This window comes from Pseudoalteromonas sp. SWXJZ94C (assembly GCF_015864385.1).
In the GTDB taxonomy this organism is placed as follows: Bacteria; Pseudomonadota; Gammaproteobacteria; order Enterobacterales; family Alteromonadaceae; genus Pseudoalteromonas.
Genome location: NZ_JADYXF010000001.1, coordinates 125,726 through 144,872, shown reverse-complemented (window position 1 = coordinate 144,872; position 19,147 = coordinate 125,726). Strand labels below are relative to the sequence as shown.

The window sequence follows — 19,147 nt, the reverse complement described above, 5'->3', positions numbered from 1 at the left end:
ATAACTAGATATATAAATATGGAGAGATGAGTGGAGGTATATTCAATAAATAAGATGCGAGATACTTTATCTGTCTTCCCTCTTGCAATTTTACTACATGATAATAGTACTAATTCTTATTATGCTAATAAATCGGCTCAAAAGCTCTTTCATATAGATGAAGAAAAATTATGTAACCGTGCTCAAGTTAATATAACGTTTATGAGCCCTCAAAGTAAAAAGCGATTTTCTATTGATGCGCTTTTCGATCGTTACATAAATCCGCATACAGATAACCACATAATCTTAAATATCAAAAAAGACAAATTACGACTAAACGCTAAACTAGCTAATCTCAGTAACACTCTTTCGTTGATTACTTTTGAGCATATTCATACGCATATTGATGAACAGAATCACTTTGATAATATTATTTCTAAAATTTCAACCGAATTAATAGATATACAAAACGATAATATAAACGATCAGATTGATTATGCCTTAAAAGCTATTGGCAATGTTTGCCATGCAGATCGCAGCTATTTATTTAAGTTTAGTAACGATCGAAAAAGCATGTCTAATACACATGAATGGGTCAACGAAGGGGTAACTCCTTTTATTGATCGATTACAAAATGTGCCAGATAGCGAACTCCCCTATTTTTTTGATGTTATGAACGTTACACATATTTTTAAAGCCAGTGATACAAGCGAATTACCGCAACAAGCTAAAGCTGAAAAAGATGAGTTTGAATTACAAAAAATCAAATCAGTGCTTTGTATTGGATTAAGGTATGACAAAGAAATAGTCGGCTTTATTGGCTGCGATTGCGTTAAAAAACAACGAGATTGGAGTGATGTTGACCTAATTCGGTTAAAGCTCGTTGGCGAAATGATCGCAAATGCATTTAAAAACATTAACTACAAAGAAGAGCTTGAGCAGACTCAACGGCAACTAATTAATGCCAATCAAAAGCTTAACGAGTTGGCAAACACTGATGGATTAACAAATATTGCTAATCGTCGCCGGTTTGATGAAACGCTCAAAAATGAAATTAAACGTTGCGCACGCCACAAACAATCAATTTGTTTGATTATATGCGACATCGATTTTTTCAAGCTTTATAACGACAATTACGGGCATCAGCGAGGCGATGAAACTTTAAAACGAGTTGCAAGTTCACTGCACAATTTATGTAAGCGACAAGGCGATTTAGCCGCGCGTTATGGCGGTGAAGAATTTGCTATTATATTGCCTGCAACCAATAGTACAAATTGCAAAGTGTTTACTGCGCTTATTCAAAAAGAAATTGCCATGTTAGCAATAAACCATAACTATTCAAACGTAGCTAAACACGTAACACTTAGTATAGGGTTTTATACTTTAATACCTGATAAGACAACGACCCCAGAGAGCATTATTCATAATGCCGACAAAGCGTTATATATAGCTAAAGAAACGGGTCGAAATAAAGTATCTGAATTTGTAATAAGTAACCAAAATAAAAATTCATAAATCGGCTTTACTGTTTACAACTTACTATTGAGTGGCAATATTTAGATTAAAGTACAACTGGCGGCTCAAACTGCCCGCTTTTTATACCTGAAATTTGCAATACCGTGCCCTGTACATCACAGGTTAAATTGTCGACGCTATCGTAAGCCGAGGTAACAAATAGCAATTGTGCATTTTCACCGCCAAATGCCGTACATGTTGGTTTTATTGCTGCAATATCCAGAGTTTCTATTATGTTCGCTTCTGGCGACAAACATATAACACAACCCATTCCCCATACTGCTAACCATAAATTACCTTCACTATCGACAACGCAACCATCAGGGTCAATATCTGTATTGTCAAAGCGATAAAACTCATGTGCAGCACTGTTTGGCGCTCCAGTTTGCGCATCAAGGCTCAACATATAAATACAACTTGTTAGTGAATCACAGTAGTAGGCACGCAAGCGAGGTTTATCAAAACATAACCCATTCGGAATTGTTAACTCTGTTACTACGCATTCAATTAGCTGTTTATAGTAACGATAAATTTTACCCTGCCCTTTTTCAGCATTAACGTGCATGGTGCTTAACCAAAAACCTCCCCAAGGATCGGCACGTCCGTCATTTGAACGAGTATTTGGCTGATCGTTCTCTATAGCTATTATTAGCTCTCGCGTATTACTAATTATATGGTAACGATAAATACCCGTATTTGTGCCAAGTACTAAATAGTCGGCATTTAACCAAGCAATAGCAGTCACTGTATCTGGCATCGTTACTTGATTAATAATAGGGAGAGTTTGCGACTCAATATTTTTAATATCGGTAGATATTGTGTTTAAAGTTTTTTTTGAAGCGTTATCTACTTTTTTGCTAAACAGAGTTTTTTTATCAATATCTACCCAAAATAACGTATTAAGCAGAGGATGCCAAAGAGGGCTCTCTCCCAATCGATTTTGCGTGCTATTAAATACTGTTACTTTAAAATCTAGCATAATTATTATTCTGTTTATTAACAAAAACTTGAAGATCTAAACCTTATCAGAAAACATTAAGCTGTGCGACGCTATAAGCTGTATAAATACTGATATATGCAGTGTTTTTAAGTATATATATAAAAACCTATCGAGTTCCCCTCTCATGCTTACTTGGCTAAATTACTCTTTATTACGGCATTAATTTTATAAATAATTTTAGCCCTGAACTTACTTTATATTTGTGCGCACATACCTTCTCTCGCTCTTTTGGCGGTTAATTGATACCATAAATAATGAATAAAAGGGAATTACGATTATGATTAATAACACAAAACATACGCTTGTAGTTGAAGGTGGTGCTATGCGCGGTATATTTGCTGCAGGTGTACTTGATCAGTTTTTAAAGCAAAACTATCAACCATTCGAGCGCTACTTTGGCGTATCGGCTGGTGCAACCAATATCGCAGCATTTTTATGCAAACAACCTATGCGTAACTACAAGGTAATTACCGATTATTCTTGTCGTCCTGAGTTTATTAATTTAGCACGCTTTATTAAAGGGGGTCACTTATTTGATTTAGACTGGCTATGGCAAGAAACAATCCGCGAAGTGCGTCTGCATACCGAAGTATTTGAGCAAATCCCACATGAGTTTTACATTGTAGCGACTGCTATAAAATCAGGTGATGCACAATACTTAAAAGCCACCAGTAACGATATGGTCCATCAATTAAAAGCTTCATGCGCAATTCCAATTGCATACAGAGACAATCCAATAATTAACGATATAGCAATGACCGACGGCGGTGTAGCCAACTCAATCCCTGTAATAAAAGCGTATGAAATGGGTGCACGCGAAATAACCGTTATTTTATCTCAGTGTTTGGGGTATCGTAAAAAGCCAAGTAAAGCACCTTGGCTTACTAAAAAAATATATAAAGACTACCCAGGGCTAATACAAACAACATTAGGCAGAGCTGATTTTTATAATAAAAGCATCGACTTCATTATGAATCCGCCTAATGACTGCAAAATTAATATTATTGCACCACCTAGTAACTTTAAAGTTGGACGCACCACTAAAAAATTTGAAATACTTAATAGTGGTTATAATATGGGTATTGAAGCCGCTAAAACATATTTAGGCTAACACCCTATTATAAAATAAATCTAATCTAATAACTGAGGGGCTTTACCGGCAATTATTGCAGTTAGTAGCCCTGCAACCATTGCGCCTGCGATGGTACAAATTACGCCACCAATAAAACCATAAACACCTGTAAAGCACATTACTGATATTATAAATAATATAGTGCAAAACAATGCTTTAATCGGTCGTGTTATTGTATTTTTACGCAGGTTCAGCATCATTAATAATAAACTCACCATAGCTGTCAGTATCAATAATTCATTCATGGAACTTGCGCCTCTAAATATGGTTTTGTTGACGTTTTTATTTTTAAAGCACACCAAATACATACTATACCCACCAGCATAAAGCTGGCATCGACAACTGCGACTAGCCCACTATTAAAATTAATAATATTACTGTGACCAAATAAAATATTTAACGGTAATACAGCACTAAGCACCAAGCCACAAAGTAAAAGTGTTAGTTTAAAGTAGTTTTTATAATGCATAGGAAGTAATCCAATAAGTAACCACCCTAACCAACTATAAAAGAATATCGGTCCAAAATAAGCATTTTGTGCAGCACCACTTACACTGTAATTTAGTATTACTTGTACTGGAAATAATACAAAGCTTGCCAACACTAAGCCACCACAACTACCAATTATAAAACGGTTCCAACGAGCATAAGCACTCAATGTTAAAGTGGGGTTACTGCCACGAGTACGTTTCGCTAGCCACATCATCATTCCCGATATAGGCAATAGTGCCGTACTAAATCCGAGTAATACCCATAGTAATTTAACAAAAATACCCGAAAAATTACCAAAGTGCAGCGGAAACATCAGCTCTATTACTTTTATCGATATACCTGAAATATCACCAAAGCTACTCATCGATTGTACAAATTCACCATTTCCTTGATAATGCAATAACTGAGATGCGACAGCCTCACCACCTAACAAACGTATATATACCTGCGCGTTTGCATCATTATGCGCCATTATTGTTACATCTCTAACTATTGCATCGGGGTAACGACTGTGGGCATTTTCTAAAATAGTGTCTATTTTTGTAGGTTGCTTAACGTGACTAACCACTGTTTCAGGAATTGCAGTAAAAGTCTCTATTAACTTATCTTGGTCACCACCAAAGCTTACAAATGCAGCCGCTGGTAATAAAATAATGGTTGCTAGTCCTAAAAATGCACCTGTAAAACCAATAACGACATTAAATACACTTCCCCAAATACCAATTACTTTATGAGCATCACTTATTGCTATTTCAAGCCCTTTACCACGCCTAAAAGTGAATAATTCTTTTATCAATTTACGGTGAATAAACAAGCCCGTCACTGCACTAACGAGTAACGTTAAACCTAAAAACCCAGTAAGTATTAAACCTATTGGTCGTCCTAAGTGTAAATCAGCATGAAATTCACCAATATAAGTAGGGGCATCGGTTTTTTTACCAGCATAAAATGCTTTGCTCGGCCCGTAATATGTATCTACTAACGCTAAAGTGTCTGGATGAAACTGAAATACCTTTGCAACCTCCTCGCTATAATTTTCATCGCCATGATGAGATTCATACACCAGCGTTAATAAGTAAAAATTATGCCCACTTGGCATATACACATGAATATTCTCGCCAAATTCGCTTGGTACTTGTTTATAGTATTCGTTCACGAGTCGGCTAACTTGAGTACTTGGTACGTATTGGCTTGTTTGTAATTCAGGGTTTGCCCAAATTTTTAATTCAGGTCGCGACAACACAGCCAATGCACCGCTAAATGCGATAATAAATAATAATACGGCAGTAACTATGCCAACCCAGCTATGTAATAAAAATAGCTTTTTTAAAGTAATCGATTTCATCCTTGCCCCTGCGTTAACGCCCAAAAACTCATTAATCCATGTGAAGCACACAAAAAAAGCATAACTACAAAAGGTTGCCACACCTTTTGCGCTAAATAAGCATAAATAAATAACGCAGTCCAAATTATTGGAAACAATAAAATCGGCAATAAAATTTGCTCATTCATTCCAAATGGTAAGTAAGTAGTCATTCCAGGAATTATTATAACGGCAGTAATAAGTGCAAGCACACATGCCAAAAAGTGCCGTCTACGCGTTGCGTTAAACGTTTTTTTATTATTCATTATTTATCCATAAAACTAGCGAGTACATACACAAAGCCGCACATACAAATGATAACTATTGTTATTGTATTGTTTGTTTGTGTATTAATGCAATTCATTAAATAAATTTTAGTTGTAAAAGCGCTTTTGATATTGCCTATAAACTTTTATCCTACGCGACACTTTTGGCTTTAAGTACGCACCCTGCGTACATTTTTATTTAGGAACATATTGAGCGTGGACATTATTAACGCAATTATTTTAGGTATTATCGAAGGTATAACTGAGTTTTTACCCATTTCTTCAACTGGGCATTTAATTGTCGCATCAAAATGGTTGGGGATAGAGTCAACCGACGCAAATCTTGCATTCGAAGTTATTATTCAACTAGCAGCTATATTGGCAGTACTTGCCAATTACAAAGACAAATTCAGCCCTAAATATTTAAACTTGTGGTTTAAAGTCGCCATTGCATTTATTCCCTTAGGCATTATTGGCTTTATATTTAGCGATGTAATAAAAACACTTTTTAGTGTGCCCGTAGTAGGCGTAATGTTTATTGTCGGTGGAGTGATTTTTTTACTACTAGAGAAAAGTTATAAAGAGCCTAACTGCACCACAACTGATGTAACGCAAGTTACTTACAAACAAGCTATTTGGATTGGCGTAGCACAAGTATTTGCGCTTATTCCAGGTACTAGTCGCGCAGGAAGCTCTATTGTTGGTGCTATGCTGTGTGGTTTAAATCGTAAAGCCAGTGCAGAGTTTTCGTTTTTACTTGGCTTACCTGTACTTGCTGCGGCCTCTGGTTACGATTTACTAAAACATTATCAATTATTTACTTTTGATGATCTAACCGCTCTTGCCGTTGGGTTTGCCACTGCTTTTATAGTTGCATATTTTACAATCAAATTATTTATACGCTTTTTAGAAAATTTCACTTTTGTAAGTTTTGGATTTTATCGAATCATATTTGGTGTTATTTTATTAACCATAGCCTACACATAAGAGAATATTATGAGCGAAAAAATAAACGAAGAAGCACTCCACGCCCTTAAAATTGCATTTACTTACATGCCTCAAGCTATTGAAGTAACTAAATACGAATACGGAGAGCGTTACCAAATCGTACTTGATCACATAGAAGCCGTTCGCGAAACCCTACTTATAAACGATGTAGATCCCGACGAAGTGGGTGGCGACATAAACCCAGAGTACACACCAAACTCAACGTACTAAGTTAAAAATACACAGTGAATAAAGCCTTATTTACAGTGTATTTAATTTATTGTCAATTTGATTAACTAAAATCTAATAACTATTATAACTGATAAGCAATTCGGATTAGAACCAACTAAAACCAAGGTTATTTTAGCCATATAGCATTTAATAATATCTATAAATTATTAAATAAATTCCAAAAATAACAGGATGTTTTCAATTGAATTTTCTAAGACGCTTTCACGATATTGTATCTAACCAAAACCTAAACTTTGAGAACAAAACTCAAAACCTTTTGGCATTTGGGCTTGAGGTTTTTAACCTTGATTTAGCTATTATTAGTAAAGTTGAAAATAATTTGTACACCGTACTCTACGTAATTACCCCTGATAACTCATTACCTACAGGTACAACGTTTGATTTAGATGGAACCTATTGTGTACACACACTTGAGGCAAATTCAGCGCTTGCATTTCATAACGCCTCGCAAAGCACGATTGCAAACCATCCTTGTTATATTAATTTTCAGCTTGAATCATATATTGGTGCACCTATAAAAATTGGGTCCGATATATTTGGTACCGTTAACTTTTCTTCAGCTAATAAATCCCCCGTATTTACCGATGAAGCCTACGATTACATTGAACTATTTGCACAATGGTTAGGTTCAGAGTTTGCTCGAGCAATTACTAAAACTCAATTAATAGAAAACAGTAAAACACTTATTAAATTAGAAAAGGTAGCTAACATAGGCACCTGGGAAGTTGATTTAATTAAGCGAAAGGTATCATGGAGTAAGCAAACTAAACGTATTCATCAAGTAGATGACTCTTTTACGCCAGACTTTGACTCTACCATCGAGTTTTACAAAGAAGGGAAATCCAGAAAAAGTATTGCCGCGGCTGTCGAGTCAGCTATAAAAAATGGTGAGAAATGGCATTTAGAGCTTGAGCTTGTAACAGCAAATAAAGATACCTTATGGGTGTCTGCGTTTGGTGAGGCAGAGTTTAACGAGGATAAATGCGTGCGCCTATTTGGCACATTTCAAGATGTAACCGAGTCAGTAATACTAAGAGAAGAACTGCAAAATAAAAAAATTGAAGCAGAACGCTTGCTAGAGGATCGAAGTATGCTGCTTGCTAAAATAAGTCATGAGCTAAGAACACCTCTAAATGGCATTACCGGAATGCTAACCACACTTATAGATGAACATAGCGAAGAAAAAAGATCCGAAAAAATAAAAATAGCCCTGCGTAGCGCCGATATACTCCTTAGTATAATTAATGAAGTGTTGGATTTTTCAAAAATAAACCATGGCGAGTTAACGCTAGAGCCAACCAACTTTTTGCTAAAAACAATTTTTACTGATCTCGGCTCGTTATACACACCTTTATTTAAAAACGGCAATGTAGAGTTGATAATTAACAATGAAATTAATGATAATTGTTGGGTTTACTGTGACAACGCTCGGCTCAGCCAAATTACCTCCAATCTATTAAGTAATGCGTTAAAATTTACCGAGCGTGGTTTGGTAAAGCTGCATACATCTATAACTAAGGCAAAAAATAAACAAACGCTAAACATTGATATAAGCGATACAGGTAAAGGAATGACGAGTAGCTTTCTTAAATCTTTATTTTCTCCTTTTACTCAGGAAGTCGATGCTAAAAACAGTAAAGGTGGCACAGGGCTTGGGCTTGCAATAGTTAAAGAGCTTGTTGAGTACATGGGTGGCAAAATAAAAGTAAATAGTATTGTTAATCAAGGCACTACTTTCTCGTTGCGTATCCCTATCGAGCTTGGAAATGAGACAACAGTTGAATTAAATCCGTTATCAAAAATAAATATTAATGCCTGTAAGCTTTCTGTTTTAGTGGTGGATGACAACGATATAAATAGATTAGTTCTTGATGCATCGTTAAGTAAACTCAATATAAAGCCAGACTTTGCTATAGATGGACAAGACGCCATATTTAAATGCAAACAAAAGCATTACGATCTTATTTTTATGGATTGTATTATGCCAATATTGGATGGCTTTGAGGCAACCAAACAACTGCGCTCACAAAATATATGCACAGTAGAGGCTACTTACATAGTTGCATTAACAGCAAATACCTCATCGCAAGACAAGCTTGCATGTAAGCAAGCTGGTATGGATATGTTTATATCTAAACCCTTTAAAATGCACTCATTAGAAATGGCAATTGCATCCGCCGTAAAACTGTTAAAAATTGAAACTAATTAACTTAAATTTAAGAACTAAAGAACTACATAGAGAATAACAATGAAAAGTATATTTAGAATTGTTTTACTTACTGTATTAGCAATAGCGCTATTTAAAGGTTTCTCAACTCAAGAGTGGCAATCATTGATTATAATTATTGCTGTATCTGGGTTTTTACTATTAACGAGCTATTAGTACAACGACTGCTAAATCAAACCGTGGTTCGTCAAATCATACAGATAGTAGCGCATCACATAATGATTACAGTGGTAGTGATTCTGGTGGCGGGTGTGATTAGTTTAAACACTCTTAAATATTCGTACTTATTTAAAACAGACATAAAAAAGCCGCCTTTGGAGAAGGGCGGCTTGGGTGAACAAACAGCGATGGGTGAACGCTGTTATATCAAGAGAGATTTCTATTAAATTTTTTATTAAATAATATTAAGCAGCGTTCTGATCTTGTTCTGTTTCATCGCTGTGACGAATTAAATAATCAAATGCGCCTAAACTTGCTGTAGCACCACTGCCCATTGCAATAATAATTTGTTTAAACGGAGTGTTGGTTGCATCCCCTGCTCCGTATACACCAGGTAACGAAGTAGCACCTTTAGCATCAATTAATATTTCACCAAACTTACTGAGTTCAAGTTCGCTGTCTTTTAACCACTCAGTGTTTGGAATTAAGCCAATTTGTACAAATATACCCGCAAGGTTAAGCTGTTTGCTTTCACCTGAAACACGGTCTGTGTAACTTAAACCGGTAACTTTTTTACCATCGCCAAGTACTTCTGTTGTTTGAGCACTTTTAATAATAGTAATATTACTTAGGCTATTTGCTTTACGAATAAGGACTTCATCAGCGCGAAGTGTATCTGCAAATTCAAGCACGGTTACATGCTCAACAATATTTGCCAAATCTATTGCGGCTTCTATTCCTGAGTTACCGCCACCAATGACTGCAACAGGTTTACCTTTAAATAAAGGACCATCACAATGGGGGCAATATGCAACACCATGACCACGGTATTCTTGCTCGCCAGGTACATTCATTTCGCGCCAACGCGCACCGGTTGCAAGCACTAACGATTTAGCAGTTAACACTGCGCCATTTTCAAGCGTAATTTCGTAACCATTACTACCGCTAGTAAGCCCTGCTGCGCGCTGATTATGCATTACATCTACATCGTATTCTTTAACGTGTTCTTCAAGCTGAGCAACTAATTTTGGACCTTCTGTTGCTTTAATTGATATAAAATTTTCTATGGCAAGTGTGTCAGCAACTTGTCCGCCAAATCGGTCGGCAACAATACCGGTATTTAAACCTTTTCGTGCTGAATAAATAGCGGCCGATGCACCTGCTGGCCCGCCGCCAATCACGAGCACATCAAACTTGTCTTTTTTGCTTAGCGATGCAGCTTGTCGCTCTGCACCTTTACTATCTACTTTATTAAGTATGTCAGTAAGGCTTAGTGCACCTTGGCTAAATGGTTCTCCATTTAAATATACAGCCGGTACCGCTAAAATGTTTCGCTCTTCTACTTCTGCTTGAAATAATGCGCCATCAATCATCGTGGCTTTAATATTGCTGTTTGTCGCTGCCATCGTATTGAGTGCTTGCACTACTTGCGGACATGTTTGGCAACTTAAACTTATATATACTTCAAAGTTAAGCTCTTGAGTAAGCGATTGTATTTGTTCAATGTCTTCACTTTTTGCTTTACTTGCGTGACCGCCTGTATGTAAAAGTGCTAACACTAAACTTGTAAATTCGTGCCCCATTGGTACACCCGCAAACGTAATGTGGGTATTATTTAAAGGCGAATGTACAACCATAGACGGGCGGCGTGCGCTTGTGTCTGGGTTGTTTATTACTGTAATTTTGTCGCTCAACGATGCTAAATCGTTTGCGAGACTTTCTACTTCTGTTGATTTTTTGCTGTCGTCCAAGGCGATAAGCAGCTCAACTGAATGTTTAAGCGATTCAAAATGGCTTTTTAATTGATTTTTAATGTTGTTGTCTAACATGGCTTAAGCCCTTTAATGGATAAATAAAACAGCAGTAACCCCATGCCATCAATGTATGTGCTAAATCTCAGAGTAAATATTGATGGCAAAGGATAAGGCAGTTTCCTGCCTTAATTTATAACGTTGGTTTAATTAAAATTAAATTTTACCAACTAGGTCAAGTGAAGGTGCAAGTGTGTCTTCACCTGGCTGCCAAGATGCAGGGCAAACTTCACCGTCATGAGTTGCAATGTACTGTGCAGCTTGAACTTTACGAACTAGTTCTTTAGCGCTACGGCCAATACCTAAATCGTGAGTTTCAATAATTTTAATTTCGCCTTCAGGGTTCATTACAAATGTACCGCGAAGTGCTAAGCCTTCTTCTTCAATCATTACACCGAAGCTGCGTGTAATACGGCCAGTTGGGTCACCAATCATTGGGTAAGTAATTTTACCAATAGTGTCTGACGTGTCATGCCATGCTTTATGAGTGAAGTGAGTGTCAGTAGATACTGAGTAAACTTCTACGCCCATTTCTTGAAGTTGTGCGTAATAATCTGCAACATCGCCAAGTTCAGTAGGACATACAAATGTAAAATCTGCTGGGTAAAAGAAGAAGATTGACCATTTACCTAGAACATCTTTTTCAGACAATTCTACAAAGTCACCGTTGTGGTAAGCGGTTGCATTAAATGGTTGTATTTTTGTATTAATTAAAGAAGTGCTCATGGTATTTCCTCATTTATATTTAAAGTATTTATAAAGTAATCAACGCTGCCAATTAAAGTGGCCTGTCGCGTTGGCTTGATTAGTACAATACGGCTAATGAGGAATTAAATAAAATTGATTGTTTAGATTAAAACAATCGATTTTTTGGATTGAACTTTATAATACCTTTTACCGTAACCATTCTTAGGATTGTAAAGTTGGCGAATTATTAAGATCGCTAATCCCAATACTGCTACAATAGCCGCGCTTCAAATAAGTCATTAAATATAAGGCACACCGTAATGGAAAAATTTGTTAACCACATCCAACTAGGTTACTTGGGCTTAATCCCTTTTTTAGGGTGTGTAGGTTGGCCACTCATGTTTGGCAGTAATAGCCTTAACTTAGAGTTTTTTACTTTTTACAGTATTGCTATATTGGCTTTTATGGCGGGTAATTTATGGCGTGCGGGCGAGCAAAGCTATAGCAATGCAATTAAAGCTGTATTGCCTGTTATTCCTATTCCATTTTTATCGTTTATACCTACCGAGTGGACACTTGCATGGTTAGGCGCCAGTTTTTGGCTAGTACTTATTTTTGAAAAAACCACACCTCAGTGGCAAAGCTACCACAAAGATTATCAAAAAATGCGTGTTGTACTTACCTCCGTTGTGTTTGTTTGTCATATCCTTACTATTGGTATGAGTATTTACCCTAAATAGTGGTTGTAAACTTAAACATTGCGCGGTAATAAGGTAATATCCGCGCACTGCTATTTGAGGACACACCATGATTGACCAACTACGCCAACAACTTGATGAACTTGGCGAAAACTACGTAGAAAAAAACGCTGCATTTAAAATCAAAGTGATCCCATTTTTTTGTGCTATACGCATTAAAAAAGACCATAAAAGCGAAGGTCGTTTAAGTTTTTATTCAAGCCAATTACTTGAAATCTTTTTAGTCGTGCTATTTTTATTATTCGGTTTAACACTTTACGACACTAATGCAGGGTTTACCCATGGTCCTATCCATATTGCATTTGCCATTTTAATTACTTTTAATCTTATTATTAAGCAAATCGCGATTGAAGGATTAAAAACCAGACTCGCGTTTCACCGTTTAATAGCAGCAAAAGCACAAACTAATAGTGACAATGTTAGTTCGACAGAAAGTAAAAATATAAAGTAAATTATGTATTTAAATAATAAATGGCGGATCCTTACGGTGGGCGATGGCGACTTATCGTTTTCAAATGCCATCCGTAACCATGTAAACCCACAAACGCTAGTTGCTTCTACCTACGACGACGCAACTACCATTGAGCAAAAATACCAAAACAACGCGCTAAACAACCTAAAGGCGCGTAACGTTCACGTACTTAATAGCTTTGATGTTACAAATACGGCGTGTTGGCAAGGCTTAAAAGGGTATTTAAATAGCTTTGATGTGGTGATTTTTCAGTTTCCGTTAATTCCTGCTTTTGTAGGGCGCGAAGCGTTTGAAAGCAATACACGCCAAAACAGTATGAATGTACTTAACCGCGCCTTGCTACATCAATTTATTAAATACGCTAATGAGTTTGCACTAGACCCTGGTGGTCCAATGCTATGTTACATCACCTCTAAAGATGTTAAACCGTATCGTGAGTGGAATATAGAAGGCAGTTTAAACGATCGCCTAAACATTGAATATTGTGGACAAATGCAATTTGATATTAGCCACTTTGAAGGCTATAAAATTCGTAATGTTGACCGAGATAAGCACGTAAAAGATACCAGCGGTATAACCTACGTATTTAGCCCTAAAAATATTGATACACACACTAGTGAATTAAGCCCACAGCTCACAAAGCCTGCTTACTTAACACCTAATCATTGCTCGCTTTGCCGCGTTGGTCCATACATGGCAAGCGAGGACGAAACTAAACATTTAAACGCTAAAAAGCATCAGCAAATGTTGCATCTTGAGAGCGATTGGCAACAATGGTTAAATGAGTTTTATAGCTAATTAATAGCCCTACTACAGTTGATTTAATTATACGTTTTCGCGTTTAATTAAATCAGCTGCTTTTTCAGCAATAGCAATAACCGGTGCATTAGTATTACCGGTTATAATATTTGGCATAATAGACGCATCAACCACGCGCAAATTACTCATTGCATATACTCGTAAGCTGCTATCTACCACTGCCATTGAGTCTTGCCCCATTTTACATGTACCAACCGGATGGTATTCGGTATCTGCAGTTTGGCGAATAAAGGCGATAAGCTGATCATCATTATTTATATCAAGCGGATAAACCATTTTTCCGCGTATATTATCAAAGGCTTTGCTTTGCATAATAGCGAGTGTTTTTTTAAGCCCCAATAACATTACCTTTAAATCATCAGGGTGACTTAAATAATTAGGGTCAATAAGTGGTGCGCTACGTGGATTTCTATTGGCTAAAGTTATAGTGCCTCTACTTTTAGGTCTCATAATACTGCTATGAATACTGCAACCATGTCCGTAATGAAGTTTACGGCTATGATCATCAACCAACCCAATAACAAACTCTAGTTGTACATCGGGCGCAGGTGAGCCTTCAAATAGCTTTATAAATGCATGCGACTCTGCAAAATTACTGGTTAAACGCCCTTGTCGTTTACTAAACCAATCTACACACCCTTTTAAAATATGCCCTATACCTAATGGGCTCATTCCAAATGTACCCTTATTGTATTTAGCTTTAAATAATGGCACTACCGTTAGGTGATCTTGTAAATTAGCACCCACACCTTCAAGCGGTACGGCAATTTCAATATTATGCGCTTTTAAGTGTTCCCTAGGTCCAATGCCTGAAAGCATTAATATTTGTGGCGAATTAATAGCACCGGCGCTAAGTATGACCTCTTTTTTTGCAATCAAATCAACAACCAGGTTATTACGCTCTATTTGTACTCCTTTTGCGGTGTGGTTTTTTATATTTATTTTATTAACGTGGCTATTCGTTAATGTAGTTAAATTTAATCGGTTTAAATGCGGTGTTAAATACGCTTTTGCCGCACTACAGCGCTCACCATTATGCTGAGTTACCTGCGATAAACGTGCACCGCTTTGCTCTTTGCCATTTATATCGTCGCTAATATTAACGCCTTGCTCGGCGCAGGCATTTAAAAAATACTGGTTTACATGGCTTGGATTATTTAAATCTTGTACATGTAATGGGCCTTTTGCACCGTGCAGTTCGTTACGTATAAACGTTTTATTGTTTTCGGCTTTAATAAAATAAGGCAATAAACTATCAAAATCCCACCCCGTATTACCATTAAAAGCCCATTGGTCGTAATCGTATTTATTTCCTCTTATATAAACCATTGCATTGGTAGAGCTCGACCCACCCAGCACTTTGCCTCTAGGTACAAACCCACAACGATTATTAAGTGCTTTTTGCGGTACGGTATTGTAATGCCAGCTATTAATGCCATAAGGCACACTCGCTGCAATACCCGCAGGCATTTGTACAAACGCGCTGTTATCACTACCGCCAGCTTCAATTAAACACACACTTACATTTTTGTCCTCAGATAACCGCGAGGCAATTACGCAACCGGCACTGCCTGCGCCAATTACAATGTAGTCAAATGTTGTGATGCTCATGGTGTACCCTAAGTAAAATTCAAACCGCTTTAGCCGCAATAATGCATTTTAAAAGCCAGTAAAACTTGATATTTTTAGACATGGCTTGCAGTAAATGTATTAAACTGGTTAATTATTTAACTAGCTAGCACTATTAATTTTTAATAAATTGGCAGTGCTTTTTTCAGTGATTTTTCGATATTTTTTTAGCACTTTTAGCAATACTTAAGGTTAACTATGAGCAGTCTGATTAGAGCTACGGCATTGCAGGGTATAGATACGCTAATTTTAGAATTAGGCGGAGATCCGCATACAACTCTGCAAAGCTGTAATATTAACGTTGATTTTAAAAACCTCGAAAACCAATATTTACCTTATCGTTATTACGCTGAACTATTAGAGTACTGCGCTTGTAAATTCAATTGCTCTAGTTTTGGTATTAAGCTTGCCAGTAGGCAAAGTTTTGATATTTTAGGGCACGTTGCAATAGCAGCAAAAAGCGGAACTAATTTAGGTGATGCACTTAGCTGGGTTGTTAAATACTTACATTTACACAGTCCGGCACTGAGCTTAACGTCTCATCCTTTAGAGGATGAAAAAAGCTTATTTTTATCATTCGAAATTAACCTAAAACCCTTACCTAATATTAACCAAGCGTTTGAACTAACCATTGGTTTAGCGTTAGCTATTATTAAAAAGCTGAGTAATAATCGCTGTAAACCAATTAAAGTATTTTTACCCCAAAAATTAAGTACTAATACACGTGCTTATAGCGCTTATTTTGGCTGTAAAGTGATAGAGCATCGCAATAGCGCCGGTATTGTAATTACAAAAAGTGATTTAGCACTTAAGCTTGAACATACACAACAAAGCAAAGTACGGGCAGCGCTAAGCTTTTTAGCAAAAAATGCAGAGCACGCACAACAATTACCTAATCAAGTCAGTGCGTTAATAAGACCCATGCTCCCTATTTATCAATGTAGTAACCAAACTATTTCAGCTGCGCTTGGCATGCATCCGCGTACTTTACACCGGGAGCTTGCTAAACATAATACAAGCTTTGTAAAACTCAAAGATGCCACACGCCGTGCTTTAGCTGCGCATTATTTAGCGCAAAACCAATATACTCTATCAACCATATCAGAGCTTTTAGGGTATCAAGAGCAAGCAACCCTAAGTGCTAATGTTAAACGCTGGTTTGGTTGCTCTCCTAGAGCATATAGAACTAAAAAAATGATAGAATAAACGCTCTTTTATTTTCTAAGGAGTGGGTATGAACTTTGTTATTGTTGGCACCAATTTTATTAGCGACACTTTATTAGCCGCTGCAAATACATTAAATGGTTTTAACTTATATGGAGTGTGTTCACGTGCACAATCAAGCGCAAAAGCATTTTTAGCCAAGCACCCACAAAATGTACAAGCAAAAATCTTCACCTCAATAGAGCAAGTATGTCAGGATCATAATGTTAATGCCGTATACATAGCCGCCCCTAATAGCTTGCATAAACAATACGCCGTAATGTGTTTGCAAGCTGGTAAACATGTACTTGGCGAAAAACCATCAGCAGCAAATTCTAAAGAACTAACAACCATCATTGCTACAGCTAAAAAGCATCAACGCTTATATATGGAAGCGATGATGACTACCCACCTGCCAAACTTTGCACTATTACAACAAGCAATGGTTAAAATAGGCACACCGCGTAAATATATTGGGCAATACAGTCAGTATTCGTCTCGCTACGATAAATACAAAAATGGTGAACGCCCAAATACTTTTTTACCTGAGTTTGCTAACGGCGCGCTAGTCGATTTAGGCATTTACCCGCTTTATTTATTAATAGCACTGTGGGGAGTCCCCAATAATGTAAGTGCAAGCGGTGTATTACTTGATACCGGTGTAGATGGCGCAGGTGATGTATTACTAAACTACGCTGATAAACAAGCGGTTATTAGTTACTCTAAAATATCGCAAGGCGATAATATAACCGAGATACAAGGTGAACTTGGTCGTATTCGTATCGAAGCTGTATCACAACTTAGAAAAGTAGAATTTATTGCAAATAATGGAGAGCGTGAATTAGTATCTATCGCGTTTGATGAGCACTTTATGAAATTTGAAGTTGAGCATTTTATGAAATTAGCGAGTCAAAATCAGTTTGAATCAGATGTTAATACACATCAACTTTCACTAAATGTTATGAATGTGCTTGACGAAGCACGAGCGCAATTAGGGGTTATTTATCCAAATGACAAGCAAATTTAAGGTATAAGTTGCCTTAATAGCTAAATTTAAGATGGGCGTTAACCAACGACAATCAACGCCCATGGGAAGTCTAATTTAACTTTAAAGCGACAACACTGGCTTACAAGCATCTGTAATTGCTTGCCAGTTTTTGTCTTCAACGTGTTTTGCATCTACAACCCACGTACCGCCAACAGCAAATACATTTTTAAGCGCTAAAAAGTCATTAAAGTTAGCACCGTTTATACCGCCAGTAGGGCAAAATTGGCATTCTCTAAATACGCTTTTAACGCCATTTAAAAAGTTAATACCACCAGCAAGGTTTGCCGGAAATAATTTCATTTCTCTAAAGCCAGCTTGATAAGCTAATGCAATATCTGACGTATTAGAAACACCCGGTAATACCGGCACACCACTTTGTACTAGTGCATCAAGTAATTTAGGGGTTACAGCAGGTGTTACAATGTAATCTGCACCAGCATTTAGCGCATCTTTTAAAATAGGCGTATCAATAATTGTACCCGCACCTACTTTTAAATTTGGCATAGCCGATTTGATTGCTTCAAGCACTTCAAGAGAGCTTTCGTGACGTAACACTACTTCTACTAAATCTATTCCTGCAGCATGCATAGCTTGGGTAATAGAAACTCCCGTCCTTGGGCAATCCGTTTGGATGATCGGTAATAGTTTTTGACCATTCATATACTCAGAAAACAACATAACCTACCTCTTTAAGTCACGTAAAATACGTGCCTATCAGTTAATGCGCCTTAGTGCTTTATAGTCACTTTGGTCGCTCTAGATGTGAAATTAATTACATCTGTCATATTTTGTTTGTGATACTCACGTTTTAACAAGCTTTGCTAACAACGCTTTTTGCAGAAATCACCGTGTTTTGTAAAAGTTATATTGGTACACTACCTTTACTTAATACTTGGTATTAATAAGCCGTACTGACGTAAAAGCCAGATATAAAATGCATTTTGTGCGTTTATTATGCTCTTTATGTAATAATTTATTGGTTTGTTGTTCATTAAATTATTTGAGTTATAAATAAATTTTATACGTATAGTTACTCAAATATTGTTTTTATAATTTTTATCAAAACAACCTTTAGCCAGTTAAACCTTACCATCGGCATATTAAAATTAATAAGCTAACTCTATTTAGTTAGCAAAAATAGCACATGAAAATTTACCAATCAAGATTACCAATTAATTTATTTTCAACTAAAATTGGTAATATATGATAAAATTACCAATAATATGTTGTAGTTTTTGGTAATAACATCGTTTTTGATTTTTGACATTGTGGTTAACTTTACGGTAACCTTTCGTCTTAACATTTGGTCTATACTCTAGGTTTTATAGGACTTAGCGCCAATGGTCCT

General features: G+C 36.7%; 19 protein-coding genes. 11 read left to right on the top strand and 8 right to left on the bottom strand.

The annotated features are described in order from the left end of the window. Positions 1-30 precede the first annotated feature (30 nt). Positions 31-1,494, top strand: a complete 1,464-nt coding sequence (locus tag I6F65_RS00650; RefSeq protein WP_331461326.1) for a diguanylate cyclase — start codon at positions 31-33, stop codon at positions 1,492-1,494. 46 nt (positions 1,495-1,540) lie between these two features. Here the strand turns inward: I6F65_RS00650 and I6F65_RS00645 are convergent, their stop codons facing one another. Then, positions 1,541-2,473: an SMP-30/gluconolactonase/LRE family protein gene (locus tag I6F65_RS00645; RefSeq protein WP_197111024.1), complete on the bottom strand. Its 933-nt coding sequence runs from the start codon at positions 2,471-2,473 to the stop codon at positions 1,541-1,543. A 298-nt stretch (positions 2,474-2,771) separates the two neighbouring features. On the opposite strand from I6F65_RS00645, the gene I6F65_RS00640 reads away from it, so the two are divergent. After that, the gene (locus I6F65_RS00640) at positions 2,772-3,605 is read left to right on the top strand and encodes a patatin family protein (protein ID WP_197111022.1); all 834 of its coding nucleotides are present in this window, start codon (positions 2,772-2,774) and stop codon (positions 3,603-3,605) included. Between the two features lie 20 nt (positions 3,606-3,625). Here I6F65_RS00640 and I6F65_RS00635 read toward each other — a convergent pair whose 3' ends face one another. The 3 genes from I6F65_RS00635 to I6F65_RS00625 are packed head-to-tail and all read right to left on the bottom strand — an operon-like array spanning position 3,626 to position 5,747. After that, entirely contained in the window at positions 3,626-3,871 is a 246-nt protein-coding gene (locus I6F65_RS00635) for a hypothetical protein (RefSeq protein WP_024609599.1), read from the bottom strand. Then, positions 3,868-5,463, bottom strand: a complete 1,596-nt coding sequence (locus I6F65_RS00630) for a PepSY domain-containing protein (RefSeq protein ID WP_197111020.1) — start codon at positions 5,461-5,463, stop codon at positions 3,868-3,870. The genes I6F65_RS00635 and I6F65_RS00630 overlap by 4 nt, the downstream gene beginning before the upstream one ends. Then, complete coding sequence (locus tag I6F65_RS00625; protein ID WP_024609597.1) at positions 5,460-5,747, bottom strand: hypothetical protein; 288 nt, start codon at positions 5,745-5,747, stop codon at positions 5,460-5,462. Before I6F65_RS00625 ends, I6F65_RS00630 begins: the two co-directional genes overlap by 4 nt. A 216-nt stretch (positions 5,748-5,963) precedes the next feature. Between I6F65_RS00625 and I6F65_RS00620 the strand changes: the two genes are divergently transcribed. The 4 genes from I6F65_RS00620 to I6F65_RS21955 all read left to right on the top strand — a co-directional run bounded on the left by I6F65_RS00620 (position 5,964) and on the right by I6F65_RS21955 (position 9,369). Beyond that, positions 5,964-6,734, top strand: a complete 771-nt coding sequence (locus tag I6F65_RS00620) for an undecaprenyl-diphosphate phosphatase (protein WP_197111018.1) — start codon at positions 5,964-5,966, stop codon at positions 6,732-6,734. Positions 6,735-6,743: 9 nt separating this feature from the next. Continuing rightward, on the top strand, positions 6,744-6,965 hold the full coding sequence (locus I6F65_RS00615) for a hypothetical protein (RefSeq protein ID WP_024609595.1): 222 nt from the start codon (positions 6,744-6,746) through the stop codon (positions 6,963-6,965). A 202-nt stretch (positions 6,966-7,167) separates the two neighbouring features. Further along, a complete protein-coding gene (locus tag I6F65_RS00610) occupies positions 7,168-9,195 on the top strand; it encodes an ATP-binding protein (protein WP_197111016.1) in 2,028 nt (675 codons plus the stop codon). A 39-nt stretch (positions 9,196-9,234) separates the two neighbouring features. Then, the gene (locus I6F65_RS21955) at positions 9,235-9,369 is read left to right on the top strand and encodes a hypothetical protein (protein WP_269435948.1); all 135 of its coding nucleotides are present in this window, start codon (positions 9,235-9,237) and stop codon (positions 9,367-9,369) included. 248 nt (positions 9,370-9,617) lie between these two features. Here the strand turns inward: I6F65_RS21955 and ahpF are convergent, their stop codons facing one another. Further along, positions 9,618-11,201 carry an alkyl hydroperoxide reductase subunit F gene (gene ahpF / locus I6F65_RS00600; protein ID WP_197111014.1) on the bottom strand — a complete coding sequence of 528 codons (1,584 nt, stop codon included), beginning with the start codon at positions 11,199-11,201 and terminating at the stop codon, positions 9,618-9,620. Positions 11,202-11,339: 138 nt separating this feature from the next. After that, positions 11,340-11,909 (bottom strand): alkyl hydroperoxide reductase subunit C, encoded by a 570-nt coding sequence (gene ahpC / locus I6F65_RS00595; protein ID WP_010555287.1) that lies wholly within the window; start codon positions 11,907-11,909, stop codon positions 11,340-11,342. A 281-nt stretch (positions 11,910-12,190) separates the two neighbouring features. On the opposite strand from ahpC, the gene I6F65_RS00590 reads away from it, so the two are divergent. The 3 genes from I6F65_RS00590 (at position 12,191) to I6F65_RS00580 (ending at position 13,898) form a co-directional block, all read left to right on the top strand. Next, complete coding sequence (locus I6F65_RS00590; protein ID WP_166109241.1) at positions 12,191-12,610, top strand: DUF3429 domain-containing protein; 420 nt, start codon at positions 12,191-12,193, stop codon at positions 12,608-12,610. Positions 12,611-12,677: 67 nt separating this feature from the next. Further along, the gene (locus I6F65_RS00585; protein WP_024612109.1) at positions 12,678-13,079 is read left to right on the top strand and encodes a hypothetical protein; all 402 of its coding nucleotides are present in this window, start codon (positions 12,678-12,680) and stop codon (positions 13,077-13,079) included. Positions 13,080-13,082: 3 nt separating this feature from the next. Beyond that, entirely contained in the window at positions 13,083-13,898 is an 816-nt protein-coding gene (locus tag I6F65_RS00580; protein ID WP_024612110.1) for a class I SAM-dependent methyltransferase, read from the top strand. 27 nt (positions 13,899-13,925) lie between these two features. Here the strand turns inward: I6F65_RS00580 and I6F65_RS00575 are convergent, their stop codons facing one another. Then, positions 13,926-15,530: a GMC family oxidoreductase gene (locus I6F65_RS00575; protein WP_197111012.1), complete on the bottom strand. Its 1,605-nt coding sequence runs from the start codon at positions 15,528-15,530 to the stop codon at positions 13,926-13,928. A gap of 216 nt (positions 15,531-15,746) precedes the next feature. Between I6F65_RS00575 and I6F65_RS00570 the strand changes: the two genes are divergently transcribed. Both I6F65_RS00570 and I6F65_RS00565 read left to right on the top strand, forming a co-directional pair. Further along, complete coding sequence (locus tag I6F65_RS00570) at positions 15,747-16,754, top strand: AraC family transcriptional regulator (protein ID WP_197111010.1); 1,008 nt, start codon at positions 15,747-15,749, stop codon at positions 16,752-16,754. A gap of 28 nt (positions 16,755-16,782) precedes the next feature. Then, positions 16,783-17,778 carry a Gfo/Idh/MocA family protein gene (locus tag I6F65_RS00565; RefSeq protein WP_024612113.1) on the top strand — a complete coding sequence of 332 codons (996 nt, stop codon included), beginning with the start codon at positions 16,783-16,785 and terminating at the stop codon, positions 17,776-17,778. Between the two features lie 81 nt (positions 17,779-17,859). On the opposite strand, the gene eda is transcribed toward I6F65_RS00565, so the two are convergent. Further along, entirely contained in the window at positions 17,860-18,477 is a 618-nt protein-coding gene (eda, locus tag I6F65_RS00560) for a bifunctional 4-hydroxy-2-oxoglutarate aldolase/2-dehydro-3-deoxy-phosphogluconate aldolase (protein WP_024612114.1), read from the bottom strand. Positions 18,478-19,147: the final 670 nt, after the last annotated feature.

Excerpts from the sequence above, each read along its gene's own strand:
- I6F65_RS00645 (WP_197111024.1), bottom strand. The coding sequence starts at position 2,473 with ATGCTAGATTTTAAAGTAACAGTATTTAATAGCACGCAAAATCGATTG.
- I6F65_RS00640 (WP_197111022.1), top strand. The coding sequence starts at position 2,772 with ATGATTAATAACACAAAACATACGCTTGTAGTTGAAGGTGGTGCTATG.
- I6F65_RS00635 (WP_024609599.1), bottom strand. The coding sequence starts at position 3,871 with ATGAATGAATTATTGATACTGACAGCTATGGTGAGTTTATTATTAATG.
- I6F65_RS00630 (WP_197111020.1), bottom strand. The coding sequence starts at position 5,463 with ATGAAATCGATTACTTTAAAAAAGCTATTTTTATTACATAGCTGGGTT.
- I6F65_RS00625 (WP_024609597.1), bottom strand. The coding sequence starts at position 5,747 with ATGAATAATAAAAAAACGTTTAACGCAACGCGTAGACGGCACTTTTTG.
- I6F65_RS00615 (WP_024609595.1), top strand. The coding sequence starts at position 6,744 with ATGAGCGAAAAAATAAACGAAGAAGCACTCCACGCCCTTAAAATTGCA.
- I6F65_RS21955 (WP_269435948.1), top strand. The coding sequence starts at position 9,235 with ATGAAAAGTATATTTAGAATTGTTTTACTTACTGTATTAGCAATAGCG.
- ahpF (WP_197111014.1), bottom strand. The coding sequence starts at position 11,201 with ATGTTAGACAACAACATTAAAAATCAATTAAAAAGCCATTTTGAATCG.
- ahpC (WP_010555287.1), bottom strand. The coding sequence starts at position 11,909 with ATGAGCACTTCTTTAATTAATACAAAAATACAACCATTTAATGCAACC.
- I6F65_RS00590 (WP_166109241.1), top strand. The coding sequence starts at position 12,191 with ATGGAAAAATTTGTTAACCACATCCAACTAGGTTACTTGGGCTTAATC.
- I6F65_RS00585 (WP_024612109.1), top strand. The coding sequence starts at position 12,678 with ATGATTGACCAACTACGCCAACAACTTGATGAACTTGGCGAAAACTAC.
- I6F65_RS00580 (WP_024612110.1), top strand. The coding sequence starts at position 13,083 with ATGTATTTAAATAATAAATGGCGGATCCTTACGGTGGGCGATGGCGAC.
- I6F65_RS00575 (WP_197111012.1), bottom strand. The coding sequence starts at position 15,530 with ATGAGCATCACAACATTTGACTACATTGTAATTGGCGCAGGCAGTGCC.
- I6F65_RS00570 (WP_197111010.1), top strand. The coding sequence starts at position 15,747 with ATGAGCAGTCTGATTAGAGCTACGGCATTGCAGGGTATAGATACGCTA.
- I6F65_RS00565 (WP_024612113.1), top strand. The coding sequence starts at position 16,783 with ATGAACTTTGTTATTGTTGGCACCAATTTTATTAGCGACACTTTATTA.
- eda (WP_024612114.1), bottom strand. The coding sequence starts at position 18,477 with ATGTTGTTTTCTGAGTATATGAATGGTCAAAAACTATTACCGATCATC.